Genomic DNA, 13,311 nt, shown 5'->3' on the forward strand with positions numbered 1-13,311 from the left:
GTCATTTCTCGGATTCCTTTGCCTGCATTATCGCCGGCTCAGGCCCTGGCCGTTCCACTTATCCGGTTGTCTGAATTCGCGCGGCCACCTCTGATGACCGTCTTGCCGCTGGCGCCGTTGCGCTCGTTGGCTTGCCCGGCCGGCTTGGACTGGCCCGACGGGTAGCCCAGATGCATATTCATCTCGGCGCCCATCGCGCGTTCGATGACTGCTTTGTTGAACGCCAGCATCAAATCCTGGACCTCGGTCGGCGTCATCGGCCCCTTGACCAGTTGGTCCAGCAGTTCCTTGGGCAGTTCAGGCAGCGGCCCGCGGGCCGCTGCCTGACGCGCTACGGTTTGCCTCTTCTTCTTCATCGACATATCCATGACTTTTGCCTCTCATGATATGCCCCGCCCACAAAATGACGGATAGGTCCCGGGCGGCTGCCAACCGGCTTCACCGTCCCAGACAACTACATTTTCAACGCCCCCGCTCGAAACGACTGCATCGTTGCTCATTGCATCCCCTCAAGGTCAGACGCTTCCTAATTCTTCGATGATCGCATAGCCGGCCCCCGCAGCGCCCTCAGTCAGCGCTGCGCTGGATGGTTGTTGCCCCGTCCCGCCGCCTCCTTTAGATGGTGACGCCGCACCGTTGACACCATTTGCGACGAGAGACGCTCCGCCGCCAAATACGGAATTGCCCCCGGCACTTCCTGCGAAACTGCTTGCATTGATGGCCAAGGCTACGCCGGCGATCCACCTCCAGCATTCAGGATATTGCCACCGGTACCCGCGGCGGAGCCGCCCGCGGAGATCGGAGAAAACGGCGGCGCACTCGGGCCGGCCACGCCGCTGGCGCCTGGCGCCTGGCGCAGACATTAATGCTCCGAATGATGTGGTGCCGCCATTTCCTCCGGCAACGCCGCTTCTGGTGCTAACCGGAAGGTCGAGTTTCTCGATCTCGCGTGGCCGCAGATCGACGAGGCAGCAGGCGAGATCCGGGTGAAGCGTGCGAAGCAGCGCGGCAAGAAGCGCGGCGAGGTGATCGAGCATATCGAGATCACGCCAGCGCTGACGGAGTTGATCGCACGCCTGCGCGCGGCCCGCAAGGACAACTGCCTGTACGTGTTCTCGAATCGATACGCGACGCACTACACGCCGGCCGGGTTCAGGACTGAATGGTCAAAGCTGATGAGCAAGGCGCTCGAGCTGAAGACCATTGGAAAGAGGTTCACGTTCCACGACCTGCGCGCGCATTACGTGACTCGGCATAAGGCAGAGCGCGGCGCACTGCCGGACCCGCATGCGAATCCGGCGACGACGGCGCGCGTCTACGACCGAACGAAAATCGTAAAGCGCCGCGGCATGTAATTCCCAATTTGGGAATTCCAAAACAAAAACGGCACTGGATAAAATCTCAGTGCCGTTTCTAACTGCTTGATACTTCTAGGAATTCTGTGGGGTGGCTGATGGGACTCGAACCCACGACGACAGGAATCACAATCCTGGACTCTACCAACTGAGCTACAGCCACCACTGATACTGCTTTCTTCGCTTCGCCGTTTTGTTTCAGCAGCGAAGAACAAGATTATACGAAGACTTTTGAATCTTGCAAAGCCTTTTTTTCAAAAAAATCTTCGGCTTCGCTCAGATGCGCGCGTGCCTCGTCGAACACGGCCAGATCGCCGCGTGCGAGCTTCTTGTTGTCGGACAGCACGCGACGCCAGCCACGCGCACCCGGCATGCCACGATACAGCCCGAGTGCGTGCCGCACGATCGCGCCGAGGTAGGTGCCGCGCTTCAGCTCGGCCGCGCAATACGCGATCAGTTGCGCTTCGGCCTCTTCGCGCGTCGGCACCGCTGCGGTCGCCCCGTAGAAGCGCGCATCGACCTCCGCCAGCACGTACGGATTGTGATACGCCTCGCGGCCGAGCATCACGCCATCGACGTGCTCGAGATGCTGCGCAACTTCATCGAGCGTCGTGATGCCGCCGTTGATCACGATCTCCAGCGACGGAAAATCGCGCTTCAACCGATACGCATAGTCGTACTTGAGCGGCGGGATCTCGCGATTCTCCTTCGGCGACAGCCCCTTCAGGATCGCGTTGCGGGCATGCACGACGAACGTTTCGCAACCGGCCTCGGCCACCGTGCCGACGAAGTCGCGCACGAACGCGTAGTCCTCGACCGCATCGACGCCGATCCGGTGCTTGACCGTCACCGGCACCGACACCGCATCGCGCATCGCCTTCACGCAGTCGGCGACGAGCTGCGGCTCGTTCATCAGGCATGCGCCGAACGCGCCGCGCTGCACGCGCTCGGACGGGCATCCGCAATTCAGGTTGATTTCGTCGTAGCCCCACTGCTCGCCGAGCTTCGCCGCGCGCGCGAGATCGTCGCGCTCGCTGCCGCCCAGTTGCAACGCGACCGGCGATTCGCTCGGCGTGAACGCAAGATGCCGCTGGGCATCGCCGAACAGCAGCGCGCCCGTCGTGATCATCTCCGTATACAGCCACGTATTGCGCGTCAGCGTGCGGTGGAACGACCGGCAATGACGGTCGGTCCAGTCGAGCATCGGCGCGACGGATACACGGCGGGGAGGAAGCGAGGACGGAACGGACATGGAATTCGGGTACAGGCCAGGCGGCACGGGAACAACCTGACATTTTACCGCAATACCGGCCATGCCCGCCCGACACGTGCGCTAGCCGTCGCCCAGTTCCGCATCGACCGCCCGGCGCGCCTCGTCGAGCACGCGCTCGATCACGCGCCGTTCAGTGAGCAACATCCCGTCGACCTTGACCAGCCGCCAGTCGATTCGCACGGCATCGCCCTGCAGCACGCGGTAATGCGCATGCTCGCCGTCCCAGACCTGCTCGGTCTTCACCTCGATCTCGAAACCGCGGTACGGCTCGCTGAAATCGCCGAGGTCGCTGCCTCTCGGTTCCATCGCACGCTCCGTGGCGATGCCGCGCCAGGCCGCCTGCGCGGCCGGCGCCGCGCGCTCAATCGTATTCGTTGGACAAAAACGACCGGCCATCGGCCGTCAGGTCGACCCGGTCGGCCGTCGCCTGATAGATCAGCCCGTCATTCAGCAACGCATAGACGACGTCGTCGAACGCGGCGGGAACCGGCCGGCTGTCGCCGAACTGGTCGATCCATTTCAGCGCCTCGATGGCTTCGGGGGAAAGGATGGGGGTCATGCGCGGCCTCCGGCATCGGTGTCGTTCCATCCTAGCACTTCGTCCGGAAGTCGAATACCGAGGCAAACGCGCTGCGCGAATGCAATGCGCCGCCGGGCACGTTGCCTGCCCGGCGGCGTCGCACCGATGCGCGACCCGCGCGCTCAGAGACGCGCGATCGAGACTTCCGTCGACTTCACGAGCGCGACGACTTCGGCGCCGACCTTCAGTTCGAGTTCGTCCACCGAACGGGTGGTGATCACCGACGTGACGATGCCGAACGGCGTCTCGACGTCGACTTCGGAGACCACGGACCCGCGAATGATCTCCTTGACCTTGCCCTTGAACTGATTACGTACGTTGATTGCAGTGATGCTCATCGGGATGATCGCTCCGAAGAAAAAAGTCTCAGAACGGGCGGCCGGAGCCGCCCGGAATTAAACGGCCCAGCGGATCTGCCCGACCGGTCGAACCTTGTCTGCTTCTTGCTCCGCGTCTTGCTCGGCCGCGCCGGGGCCGCCGGCGAGCACGCGTTTCAGCACGCGATCCTCCAGCGCCGCGAATGCGGCCGACGCACGGGCACGCGGCCGGTCGAGCGGCACCGACTGGTCGAGCGCCACCCGCCCCTGCTCGATCAGCAGGATGCGGTCGCCGAGCGCAACGGCCTCCTGCACGTCGTGCGTGACGAGCAGCGCGGTGAACCGGTGCTCGCGCCACAGGCGCTCGATCAGCGCATGCATTTCGATGCGGGTAAGCGCGTCGAGTGCGCCGAGCGGCTCGTCGAGCAGCAGCAGTTGCGGCCGGTGCACGAGCGCGCGGGCCAGTGCGACACGCTGCCGCTGCCCGCCCGACAGTTGCGCGGGCCAGTCGTTCGCGCGTTCCAGCAGCCCGACTTCGTCGAGCACCGCGCGGGCCCGGTCGCGCGCGCCGCGGCCGAGGCCCAGCATCACGTTCTGCAGCACGGTCTTCCACGGCAGCAGGCGCGCGTCCTGGTACATGATCCGCGTATCGAGCACACCGCCGCCCTCGCCGCGCGTCAAGAGCGCGCCGCTGCTCGGCTGCTCGAGTCCCGCCACGAGCCGCAGCAGCGTCGATTTCCCGCAGCCGCTGCGGCCGACGATCGCGACGAAACTGCCGCGCGCGATGCCAAGCTCGACGTTGTCGAGCACCGTGCGCGCGCCGAAGCGCTTGCTGACGCCCGACAGCGTGACCGCGTCGTCGGATGCCGGGCCGCCTGCGCGCCGCCGGGCAAGCGGCACGACCGATGCGCTGCCGTCACGTTCGAGGATCGCCGCGTCGCGCGCATCGCCGTCCGCGACGCGGGCCTGCGCCAGCTCGGCCTCGAGGTCTGCGCCGGCGAGCGGGCCGTAGGCGGCCGCCGAAGTCGTCGCATTCATGCCTTTGCTCCTGATTGATAAGCGGGGTGCCAGCGCAGCGTCACGCGCTCGATCCATTTCGCCAGCACATCGGCCAGCTTGCCGAGCACCGCGTACAGCAGAATGCCGACCACCACCACGTCGGTTTGCAGGAATTCACGCGCGTTCATCGTCATGTAGCCAATGCCCGACTGCGCGGAGATCGTTTCCGCGACGATCAGCATCACCCACATCAGCCCGAGCGCGAAACGCACGCCGACGAGGATCGACGGCAACGCGCCGGGCAGGATCACGTCGCGGTACAGCGCGAAGCCGCGCACGCCGTAGCTCTTCGCCATCTCGATCAGGTTCGCGTCGACCGAGCGGATCCCGTGATACGTATTGATGTAGACGGGAAAGAACACGCCGAGCGCGACGAGGAACAGCTTCGCCTTCTCGTCGATGCCGAACCACAGGATCACGAGCGGGATCATCGCGAGCGCCGGGATGTTGCGGATCATCTGGATCGTCGAGTCGAGCGCGACCTCGGCGGCCTTCGACAGCCCGGTCGCGAGCCCCAGCGCGAGGCCGACGCCGCCGCCGATCGCGAAGCCGAACAGCGCGCGCCACGTGCTCACTTTCACATTCGCCCACATTTCGCCCGACGTCACGAGCGACCAGGCCGCGCGCACGACCGCCACCGGCTCGGGCAGCACGCGGGTCGACAGCCAGCCGGTGCGCGCACCGACTTCCCATACCACCAGCAACGCGAGCGGCACGAGCCACGGCGCGACGCCGCGCCACGCGCGGGCGGCCACGGCAGCGCCCGTCGTCGACGTTTTCGTTGTCATCGCAAGCCTCCGTCGCTCAGCTCTGGCTCGTCTTCGGCAGATAGTTGTTGCCGACGATCTCGCCGAAAGGCCCCGACAGCGGACCGGCCGCCTTCTCGACGCCCTTGCCCTTGATCAGCGGGAACACGAGTTCCGCGAAGCGATACGACTCCTCGAGGTGCGGATAGCCGGACAGGATGAACGTCTCGATGCCGAGATCCGCGTATTCGCGCATGCGTTCCGCGACCTGCTCGGGATTGCCGACGAGCGCCGTGCCGGCGCCGCCGCGCACGAGCCCCACGCCGGCCCACAGGTTCGGATAGACCTCGAGCGCCTCGCGGCCGCCGCGCTTGCCGCCGTGCAGCGCGGCCATCCGGCGCTGGCCTTCCGAATCCATGTTCGCGAACGCTTTCTGCGCACGCGCGATCGTGTCGTCGTCGAGCCGGCTGATCAGCCGCTCGGCGTCACGCCATGCCTCGTCCTCGGTCTCGCGCACGATCACGTGCAGGCGGATGCCGAACTTGATCTTGCGGCCGCGCGCCTCGGCACGGGCGCGGATGTCGGCGATCTTCTTCGCGACGGCCTCAGGCGGCTCGCCCCAGGTCAGGTAGGTATCGATGTGATCGGCGGCAATCGCGTGAGCGGCCGGCGACGAGCCGCCGAACCACAGCGGCGGATGCGGATGCTGCACGGGCGGATAAAGCGCCTTGCCGCCTTTCGACTGCAGGTGCTTGCCGATGTAGTCGAATCCGCCGTTGTCGTGCGACGCGGCGAGCAGCCCGCGCCAGATGTTCAGGAAATCGTCGGTGATCTCGTAGCGCGTATCGTGATCGGCAAAGAGGCCGTCGCCTTCGAGCTCGGCCGCATCGCCGCCCGTGACGACGTTGATCAGCAGACGGCCGCCCGACAGGCGGTCGAACGTCGCGGCCATCCGCGCGGCCAGCCCCGGCGAAGCGATGCCGGGGCGCACGGCGACCAGGAACTTCAGGCGCTGCGTCGCCGGAATGAGGCTCGACGCGACGACCCATGCATCCTCGCAGGAACGGCCGGTCGGCAGCAGCACGCCGTCGTAGCCGAGCGTGTCCGCCGCCACGGCGACCTGCTTGAAGTAATCGTAGTCCGCGGCGCGCGCGCCTTCGGCCGTGCCGAGATAGCGGCTGTCGCCATGCGTGGGGATAAACCAGAACACATTCATCTGCTGCTCCTGCTTGACTGTCACTGCCGAAATTTGAAAAATCCTCGCCCTGCTCGCGTCGCGGATGAGCGACGCATGCATGGTGTGCATTCGAATCGGGATGGCTCGCCGGTCGGGCCGTGCAGCGGACGAGGACGCGATTGCACGGCTGTTTCTGGGAAATCAGTCTAGGGATCGGTACAGGGCTTTGGAACGATTTTTTTGAGCTTAGGTTTTCCGCTTTCGTGATTAGCACGACGCTGGAGCGAATATCGCCGCGGCCGGGCCCTATAATGACGCACCTATCCGAATAACTCCGCGCGCCCGGCCCCGGCCGTGCGCGCCTGCGGTGCACTCATCGATGCAGAAAGTCATCCTGCCATTCCTGTCCGGCTTCCTGGCCGCACTGTTCTTCCGCGAGGCCACGCTCGCCCTTCTCCACACGGCCGACCTGATCGCCGCAACCGGCTTCTCGACACAACCGTTCGCGCCGCTCGGCATTCCTGAATTTGTCGCGAATGCGCTGATCAGCGCGTGCTGCGCGATTCCGATGGCGTGGTTGTTGCGCGTCTCGCCGGAACGCGAAGCATCGTGGATCGGCGCACTCGTGTTCGGCGGCATCGTGCTGACGGCCGCCCGCGTGTTCGCGATCGATCCGCTGCGCGGCATCTGGCCGTCGGGCAACATGATGCCCGTGCTCGCGGCCGGCTTCGCGGCGAACGCGGTGTGGGGCTTCGGCGCGCTCGTGTTCATGCGCGCGTTCATGTCGGACAACGCGGGCGACGAATAACGCCGGCGCGGGCGACGCGCCCTTCAGACCGACCGACGTTCATGAAAAAGGCCGCGTGCATGTGCACGCGGCCTTTTCGCTTCCGTGTCGCGCGTCGATCGGCCGCACGGGTCAGCCTGATTGACGTCAGTCCTTCAGCTTGCGCAGCGGATGCGTGTCGGGCGTCCACGGGCTGTCGAACATTGCGAGCACGTCGGCCCGATCGATATCGGCGGTCGTCTTGAAGCGCCAGACAGGCTGCTGGTCCTTGTCGACAATCAGCGCGCGCACGCCTTCGATCACGTCGCCGCGCGCGAAGGTCGAGCGCGTGAGATCGAGATCGCGCCGCAGGCAATCGGCCATCGTCGCCCCGCGGGCCCGCTCGACGACTTCGAGCGACACGGCCATCGACAATGGCGACAGCTGCTCGCGCATCGCGTGGGTCGCCTTCTCGACCCACGCGTCGACGGCCGCGCAATCCTGCTCGGCGTCGAGCGACGCGAGGATCGCATTGAGGTCGGGCTGCGCGAAATGCCGGTCGATCCCGGCGCGCGCGCCGGCGAGCGCCGACGTGTCGGGCGTCGGCACGACCTTGTGCGCGGCAGCCGCCTCGGTCACGCACGCGACGACCTGCGCACCGCTGTCGACGCGCGCGCCGCGCAGCGTATCGAGCAGCGCCGGCAGCGCGGCATCGGGCAGGTAGACGTCGGCGAGCTGCGCATACAGTGCGCCGGCCGCATCGAGCGTCGCGCCGGTCACCGCGAGATAGCGGCCGATCGCGCCGGGCGTGCGCGCGAGAAACCAGCTCATCCCGACGTCCGGGAACAGGCCGATGCGCGTTTCTGGCATCGCCATCTTCGTCGAGTCGGTCACGACGCGCAGGCCGCCCGTATGCCGCGCCGCCTGCGAAATCCCCATGCCGCCGCCCATCACGACGCCGTGCATCAGCGCGATGTACGGCTTCGGATACGTGAAGATCGCATGGTTCAGCGTGTATTCCTCGATGAAGAACGTGTCGACCGCATCGCGGTCGCCGCGCTGCCACGCGTCGTGGAAGAAGCGCACGTCGCCGCCCGCGCAGAACGCGCGCGGATGCGGGCTGTGCACGACGACCGCGACGACGTCGGGATCGTCGCGCCACGCGTCGAGCGCCTGCTGCATCAGCCGGATCATGCCGACCGACAGCGCATTCAGCGCCTTCGGCCGGTTCAGTTCGAGAAAGCCGACGCGGTTCGCGACATACGCGCGCACGTCGGGCTGGGCGGATTCGGCGGAAACGGCGGCGGAAGTGGAATCGGTCATGAAGGTCATCCGGCAAACGGCAGCCGCACGCTCAGTGCGCCTGCATCTTCGAGAACAGGTTCAGCACCACGACGCCCGCGATGATCAGCCCGAGGCCGATCACCGCCGGCACGTCCGGCACCTGGCGATAGAGCAGCATCGCGACGAGCGTGATCAGCACGATGCCGGCGCCCGACCAGACTGCATAGATGATGCCGACGGGCATCGTGCGCAACGTGAGCGACAGGCAGTAGAACGCGACGCCGTAACCGGCGACGACGAGCACCGACGGCCACAAGCGCGTAAAGCCGTCCGCCGCGCGCAGCGCGGACGTGCCGATCACTTCCGCGACGATCGCGATCGCGAGCCATGCGTAACCGGGCAGTTGCATCGCTCAGCTCCGTGCGAGGGCCAGTACCGCGTAGTCGTGACCGAGCTCGGCGCACAGCGCCTCGACGACGAACTCGTGGTCCGCGCGCTGCGGCAGCCCGGACGCGGTGATCGAGCCGATCACGCCGGCGCCGGCGACGGTCAGCGGAAACGAACCGCCATGCGACGCATACTCGGCGACCGGCAACCCGTGCTTGTCCGCGAGCGTCGCGCCGGCCTGCTGCATGCGCAGGCCGATCGCGTACGAGCTGCGGCGGAAATGCGCGACGACGTTGCGCTTGCGGCGCACCCAGTCGGCGTTGTCGGGCGTCGCGCCGGCGAGCGCCGCGTAAAACAGCGGCTGGCCGAACGTGACGATGTCGATCGCGATCGCATGCGCTCGCGACGTCGCGAGCGCATGCATCCGGTTGCCGAGCGCCCACGCACGGGCCGGGTCGAAATGGGGAAACACGAGCGCCTGTTCCTGCGCGCCGATCGATTGCAGATCGTGAGCGATGTCCATGAATCCGTCGATGCAGTAATGAGAGTCGCAACGGCGCCGATGCGATCGCGCAGGGCCGCTGCCGGGATGACGACACAAACCGCTCGATTCTAGCGCACGAGCCTCCCCGTACCGGCCCCACCAGCGCTCGCGATGCGGTTGTCAGAAAACGCTTGCACGCATTCGGGTTAGCCCATATAATTCATTTCTTCGACGGACGCGGGGTGGAGCAGTCTGGCAGCTCGTCGGGCTCATAACCCGAAGGTCGTAGGTTCAAATCCTACCCCCGCAACCAACCGTCCAGAATTTCGCAAAAAGCCCGGCCTCGCGCCGGGCTTTTTGTCTTTGCGCGTCCGGGCGCCGCGCCCTCTTCGCTCGCGCGCCCGCCGTTTCGCACGACACGCCGCCGCACGCGCGGGCGTTCGAGAATGCCGCGGCCCGGTGATACACTCGCATCACCTCGTCCCTTCCACTCGACATGAAATTCTGCTCCGTCTGCGGTCACGAAGTCCTCGCGCGTATTCCTCCGGGCGACAATCGCGAGCGCTTCGTCTGCGATCACTGCGGCACGATCCACTATCAGAATCCGCGCAACGTCGTCGGCACGGTCCCGGTCTGGGGCGACCAGATCCTGCTGTGCCGCCGCGCGATCGAACCGCGCTACGGATTCTGGACGCTGCCGGCGGGCTTCATGGAAATGGGCGAGACGACCGCGGAAGCCGCCGCGCGCGAAACGCTCGAGGAAGCCGGCGCGCGCGTCGAGGTGCAGAATCTGTTCACGCTGCTCAACGTGCCGCACGTGCACCAGGTGCACCTGTTCTACCTCGCACGGCTCACCGACCCGGGCTTCGAAGCCGGCGAGGAAAGCCTCGAAGTGAAACTATTCGACGAAGCCGACATCCCGTGGGACGAGATCGCGTTCCCGACCGTCAGCCAGACGCTGCGCTTCTTCTTCGCCGATCGTGCCGCCGGCGACTACGGCGTGCACACCGGCGATATCTTCCGCTCGCTGCGCAACGGCTGAGCCCCGCACCCATGGTTCCCTGGCTCGGCCCGGACGATCCGTTTCCGTCCATCGAACGCGCGCTCGGTCCCGCGACCGGCGCGCCCGGGCTGCTCGCCGCGAGCGCTGACCTGCTGCCATCGCGCCTCATCGACGCCTACCTGCGCGGCATCTTCCCGTGGTACTCGGACGGCCAGCCGGTGCTGTGGTGGAGCCCCGACCCGCGCATGATCCTCGTGCCGGCCGAATTCAAGGTAGCGCCATCGCTGCGCAAGACGCTGAAGCGCGTGCTGCGCGAGCCGGAATGGGAGGTGCGCGTCGATCACGACTTTCCCGGCGTGATGCGCGCCTGCGCGCAGGCGCCGCGCCGCGGGCAGCGCGGCACCTGGATCACCGCCGAGATCATCGACGCCTATACGTCGCTTTACCGCTCCGGCAACGCGCACAGCATCGAGACGTGGCACGACGGGCGCCGCGTCGGCGGTCTGTACGGCGTGTCGTTCGGGCGGATGTTTTTCGGCGAATCGATGTATGCGGACGCGACCGATGCGTCGAAAATCGCGCTCGCCGCGCTCATCGCCCACCTTCGCGAGCAGGGGCTGGAAATGATAGACTGCCAGCAGAATACGTCGCATCTAGCGTCGCTCGGCGGCCGCGAGATCGCACGCAAGGCCTTTGTCGCTCACGTGCGCCGCGCGGTAGCCGAACCGCCGATTCCGTGGCAGTTCGACAAGCGCGTGCTCGCCGCGCTGACGGGCCCCGCCGAAACGGCGGCGCCCTCCGGGACCGAGCGCTAGCGCGGCACTCCTTCCCTGCATCGAGAGCTGCCCATGACTCATCCGACTGAGCTGCCGCTTTCACCGCTTTCGGCGCTGCAATTCTATGCAACGGCGCCCTATCCGTGCAGCTATCTGGACGGCCGCATCGCACGCTCGCAAGTCGCGACGCCGAGCCACCTGATCAATTCCGACATCTATACCGAACTCGTGAAGGCCGGCTTCCGCCGCTCGGGCGTCTTCACGTACCGCCCGTACTGCGACGGCTGCCGCGCATGCGTGCCGGTGCGAGTGCCGGTCGGCGAGTTCGTGCCGACGCGCACGCAGCGCAGGATGTGGAAGCGGCACCGCGCGCTGGTCGCGACGGTGTCGCCGCTGCACTACGACGAAGAGCACTACGCGCTCTACATGCGCTACCAGTCCGCGCGCCACGCGGGCGGCGGCATGGATCGCGACAGCCGCGACCAGTACGAACAGTTCCTGCTGCAAAGCCGGATCAACTCCCGCCTCGTCGAATTCCGCGACCTCGACGCACCGGGCGGCGAGCCCGGCAAGCTGCGGATGGTCAGCATGATCGACATCCTCGGCGACGGGCTGTCGTCGGTCTACACGTTCTTCGAGCCCGACGACCGGCACACGAGCTACGGCACCTACAACATCCTGTGGCAGATCGAGCAGGCGAAGAGCCTCGGGCTGCCCTACGTGTACCTCGGCTACTGGATCCGCGAGAGCCCGAAGATGGCCTACAAGGCGAACTTCCATCCGCTCGAAGGGCTGATCGACGGCCGTTGGAAGACGCTCGATCCGGAACGGATCGACCTGCCGCCCGTCGACGCGGCGCTGGCGCGCGCGCCATTGCCGGGCGGACATTCCGGCTCGGGCTGACGCGCGCCGCGGCGGCTACGAAGCGAAGCACGCCCGTGCCGCGCAACTCCCGGTAAAATAGCGGGTTGTCATTCATTTCGGCTGTCCGCCCCATTCCCGTGTTCAGTTCCCTCTACCCGCTGGCCCGCGCATCCCTGTTCAAAATGGATGCGGAAGACGCTCACCACCTTACGCTGCGCGCGCTCGGCGCGGCCGGCCGCACAGGCCTCGCCTGCGCGCTGTCGGCCCGCGTGCCCGACGCGCCGCGCACCGTGATGGGGCTCACGTTCCGCAACCCGGTCGGCCTCGCGGCCGGCCTCGACAAGGATGGCGCGGCCATCGACGGTCTCGCGGCGCTCGGCTTCGGCTTCATCGAGGTCGGCACGGTCACGCCGCGCCCGCAGCCCGGCAACCCGCGCCCGCGGATGTTCCGGCTGCCGCAGGCCGAAGCGCTGATCAACCGGATGGGCTTCAACAACCACGGCGTCGACCAGTTCGTGAAGAACGTCCAGGCCGCCCGCTATCGCGGCATCCTCGGCCTGAACATCGGCAAGAACGCCGACACGCCGATCGAACGCGCCGCCGAGGATTACCTGTACTGCCTCGAGCGTGTGTACCCGTTCGCGAGCTACGTGACGATCAACATCTCGTCGCCGAATACGAAGAACCTGCGCCAGTTGCAGGGCGCCGGCGAGCTCGACGCGCTGCTCGCGGCGCTGAAGGACAAGCAGCAGCGCCTCGCCGACCTGCACGGCAAGCTCGTGCCGCTCGCGCTGAAGATCGCGCCCGATCTCGACGACGAACAGGTCAAGGAAATCGGCGACACGCTGCTGCGCCACAAGATCGAAGCGGTCATCGCTACCAATACGACGCTGTCGCGCGCGGCCGTCCAGGGCCTGCCGCACGCGGACGAAGCCGGCGGCCTGTCGGGCCGCCCCGTGTTCGACGCGTCGAACGAAGTGATCCGCAAGCTGCGCGCGGAAGTCGGCAACGACGTGCCGATCATCGGCGTCGGCGGCATTTTCTCGGGCGAGGACGCCCGTGCAAAGCTGGCGGCCGGCGCGGCGCTCGTCCAGCTCTATACCGGCTTCATCTATCGCGGCCCGGCGCTCGTGTCGGAATGCGTGAAGGCGATCGCCCGCGAACGCACCGCGTAATATAGCTATAAGCAAACTATATTTAGCCTTCGATAGCATTTTCGCTATCATCGACTTCACTATCA

General features: G+C 66.4%; 16 protein-coding genes, 2 tRNA genes and 1 pseudogene. 7 read left to right on the top strand and 12 right to left on the bottom strand.

The window, feature by feature from the left end:
- Nucleotides 1-92 precede the first annotated feature (92 nt).
- Nucleotides 93-356: pseudogene (locus HWX03_RS23110) on the bottom strand (IS256 family transposase); the annotation flags it as partial.
- A 603-nt stretch (nucleotides 357-959) separates the two neighbouring features.
- Between HWX03_RS23110 and HWX03_RS23115 the strand changes: the two are divergent.
- The gene (locus HWX03_RS23115; RefSeq protein ID WP_347879533.1) at nucleotides 960-1,355 is read left to right on the top strand and encodes a hypothetical protein; all 396 of its coding nucleotides are present in this window, start codon (nucleotides 960-962) and stop codon (nucleotides 1,353-1,355) included.
- 87 nt (nucleotides 1,356-1,442) lie between these two features.
- On the opposite strand, the gene HWX03_RS23120 is transcribed toward HWX03_RS23115, so the two are convergent.
- The 8 genes from HWX03_RS23120 to ssuD all read right to left on the bottom strand — a co-directional run bounded on the left by HWX03_RS23120 (nucleotide 1,443) and on the right by ssuD (nucleotide 6,546).
- Nucleotides 1,443-1,518, bottom strand: a tRNA-His gene (locus tag HWX03_RS23120).
- 54 nt (nucleotides 1,519-1,572) lie between these two features.
- Nucleotides 1,573-2,559: a tRNA dihydrouridine(20/20a) synthase DusA gene (gene dusA / locus HWX03_RS23125; protein WP_244132761.1), complete on the bottom strand. Its 987-nt coding sequence runs from the start codon at nucleotides 2,557-2,559 to the stop codon at nucleotides 1,573-1,575.
- Between the two features lie 129 nt (nucleotides 2,560-2,688).
- A complete protein-coding gene (locus HWX03_RS23130) occupies nucleotides 2,689-2,934 on the bottom strand; it encodes a hypothetical protein (RefSeq protein WP_174391169.1) in 246 nt (81 codons plus the stop codon).
- A 55-nt stretch (nucleotides 2,935-2,989) separates the two neighbouring features.
- Nucleotides 2,990-3,187 (bottom strand): hypothetical protein, encoded by a 198-nt coding sequence (locus HWX03_RS23135; RefSeq protein ID WP_174433344.1) that lies wholly within the window; start codon nucleotides 3,185-3,187, stop codon nucleotides 2,990-2,992.
- Between the two features lie 143 nt (nucleotides 3,188-3,330).
- The gene (locus HWX03_RS23140) at nucleotides 3,331-3,546 is read right to left on the bottom strand and encodes a TOBE domain-containing protein (protein ID WP_006476104.1); all 216 of its coding nucleotides are present in this window, start codon (nucleotides 3,544-3,546) and stop codon (nucleotides 3,331-3,333) included.
- Between the two features lie 57 nt (nucleotides 3,547-3,603).
- Entirely contained in the window at nucleotides 3,604-4,563 is a 960-nt protein-coding gene (locus HWX03_RS23145) for an ATP-binding cassette domain-containing protein (RefSeq protein ID WP_175872796.1), read from the bottom strand.
- Complete coding sequence (gene ssuC, locus HWX03_RS23150) at nucleotides 4,560-5,372, bottom strand: aliphatic sulfonate ABC transporter permease SsuC (RefSeq protein ID WP_012328410.1); 813 nt, start codon at nucleotides 5,370-5,372, stop codon at nucleotides 4,560-4,562. The genes HWX03_RS23145 and ssuC overlap by 4 nt, the downstream gene beginning before the upstream one ends.
- A 16-nt stretch (nucleotides 5,373-5,388) precedes the next feature.
- Nucleotides 5,389-6,546 (bottom strand): FMNH2-dependent alkanesulfonate monooxygenase, encoded by a 1,158-nt coding sequence (gene ssuD, locus HWX03_RS23155; RefSeq protein ID WP_175872797.1) that lies wholly within the window; start codon nucleotides 6,544-6,546, stop codon nucleotides 5,389-5,391.
- Between the two features lie 340 nt (nucleotides 6,547-6,886).
- Between ssuD and HWX03_RS23160 the strand changes: the two genes are divergently transcribed.
- A complete protein-coding gene (locus HWX03_RS23160; protein ID WP_174386647.1) occupies nucleotides 6,887-7,315 on the top strand; it encodes a hypothetical protein in 429 nt (142 codons plus the stop codon).
- 126 nt (nucleotides 7,316-7,441) lie between these two features.
- Here HWX03_RS23160 and HWX03_RS23165 read toward each other — a convergent pair whose 3' ends face one another.
- The 3 genes from HWX03_RS23165 to HWX03_RS23175 are packed head-to-tail and all read right to left on the bottom strand — an operon-like array spanning nucleotide 7,442 to nucleotide 9,467.
- Nucleotides 7,442-8,596, bottom strand: a complete 1,155-nt coding sequence (locus HWX03_RS23165) for an enoyl-CoA hydratase/isomerase family protein (protein ID WP_175872798.1) — start codon at nucleotides 8,594-8,596, stop codon at nucleotides 7,442-7,444.
- 31 nt (nucleotides 8,597-8,627) lie between these two features.
- A complete protein-coding gene (locus tag HWX03_RS23170; protein WP_011545307.1) occupies nucleotides 8,628-8,966 on the bottom strand; it encodes a multidrug efflux SMR transporter in 339 nt (112 codons plus the stop codon).
- Nucleotides 8,967-8,969: 3 nt separating this feature from the next.
- Entirely contained in the window at nucleotides 8,970-9,467 is a 498-nt protein-coding gene (locus tag HWX03_RS23175) for a heme-degrading domain-containing protein (RefSeq protein ID WP_175872799.1), read from the bottom strand.
- Between the two features lie 197 nt (nucleotides 9,468-9,664).
- Here HWX03_RS23175 and HWX03_RS23180 point away from each other — a divergent pair.
- The 5 genes from HWX03_RS23180 (at nucleotide 9,665) to HWX03_RS23200 (ending at nucleotide 13,246) form a co-directional block, all read left to right on the top strand.
- Nucleotides 9,665-9,741, top strand: a tRNA-Met gene (locus HWX03_RS23180).
- Nucleotides 9,742-9,924: 183 nt separating this feature from the next.
- Nucleotides 9,925-10,470 carry an NUDIX hydrolase gene (locus tag HWX03_RS23185; RefSeq protein ID WP_006476111.1) on the top strand — a complete coding sequence of 182 codons (546 nt, stop codon included), beginning with the start codon at nucleotides 9,925-9,927 and terminating at the stop codon, nucleotides 10,468-10,470.
- Nucleotides 10,471-10,481: 11 nt separating this feature from the next.
- The gene (gene aat, locus HWX03_RS23190) at nucleotides 10,482-11,246 is read left to right on the top strand and encodes a leucyl/phenylalanyl-tRNA--protein transferase (protein ID WP_175819907.1); all 765 of its coding nucleotides are present in this window, start codon (nucleotides 10,482-10,484) and stop codon (nucleotides 11,244-11,246) included.
- Nucleotides 11,247-11,279: 33 nt separating this feature from the next.
- Nucleotides 11,280-12,110, top strand: a complete 831-nt coding sequence (locus HWX03_RS23195) for an arginyltransferase (protein WP_175819908.1) — start codon at nucleotides 11,280-11,282, stop codon at nucleotides 12,108-12,110.
- A gap of 98 nt (nucleotides 12,111-12,208) precedes the next feature.
- Nucleotides 12,209-13,246 (top strand): quinone-dependent dihydroorotate dehydrogenase, encoded by a 1,038-nt coding sequence (locus HWX03_RS23200; RefSeq protein ID WP_175872800.1) that lies wholly within the window; start codon nucleotides 12,209-12,211, stop codon nucleotides 13,244-13,246.
- The last annotated feature ends 65 nt before the right edge of the window (nucleotides 13,247-13,311 follow it).

Source organism: Burkholderia sp. BCC0397 (assembly GCF_902832865.1).
Classification (GTDB): domain Bacteria; phylum Pseudomonadota; class Gammaproteobacteria; order Burkholderiales; family Burkholderiaceae; genus Burkholderia.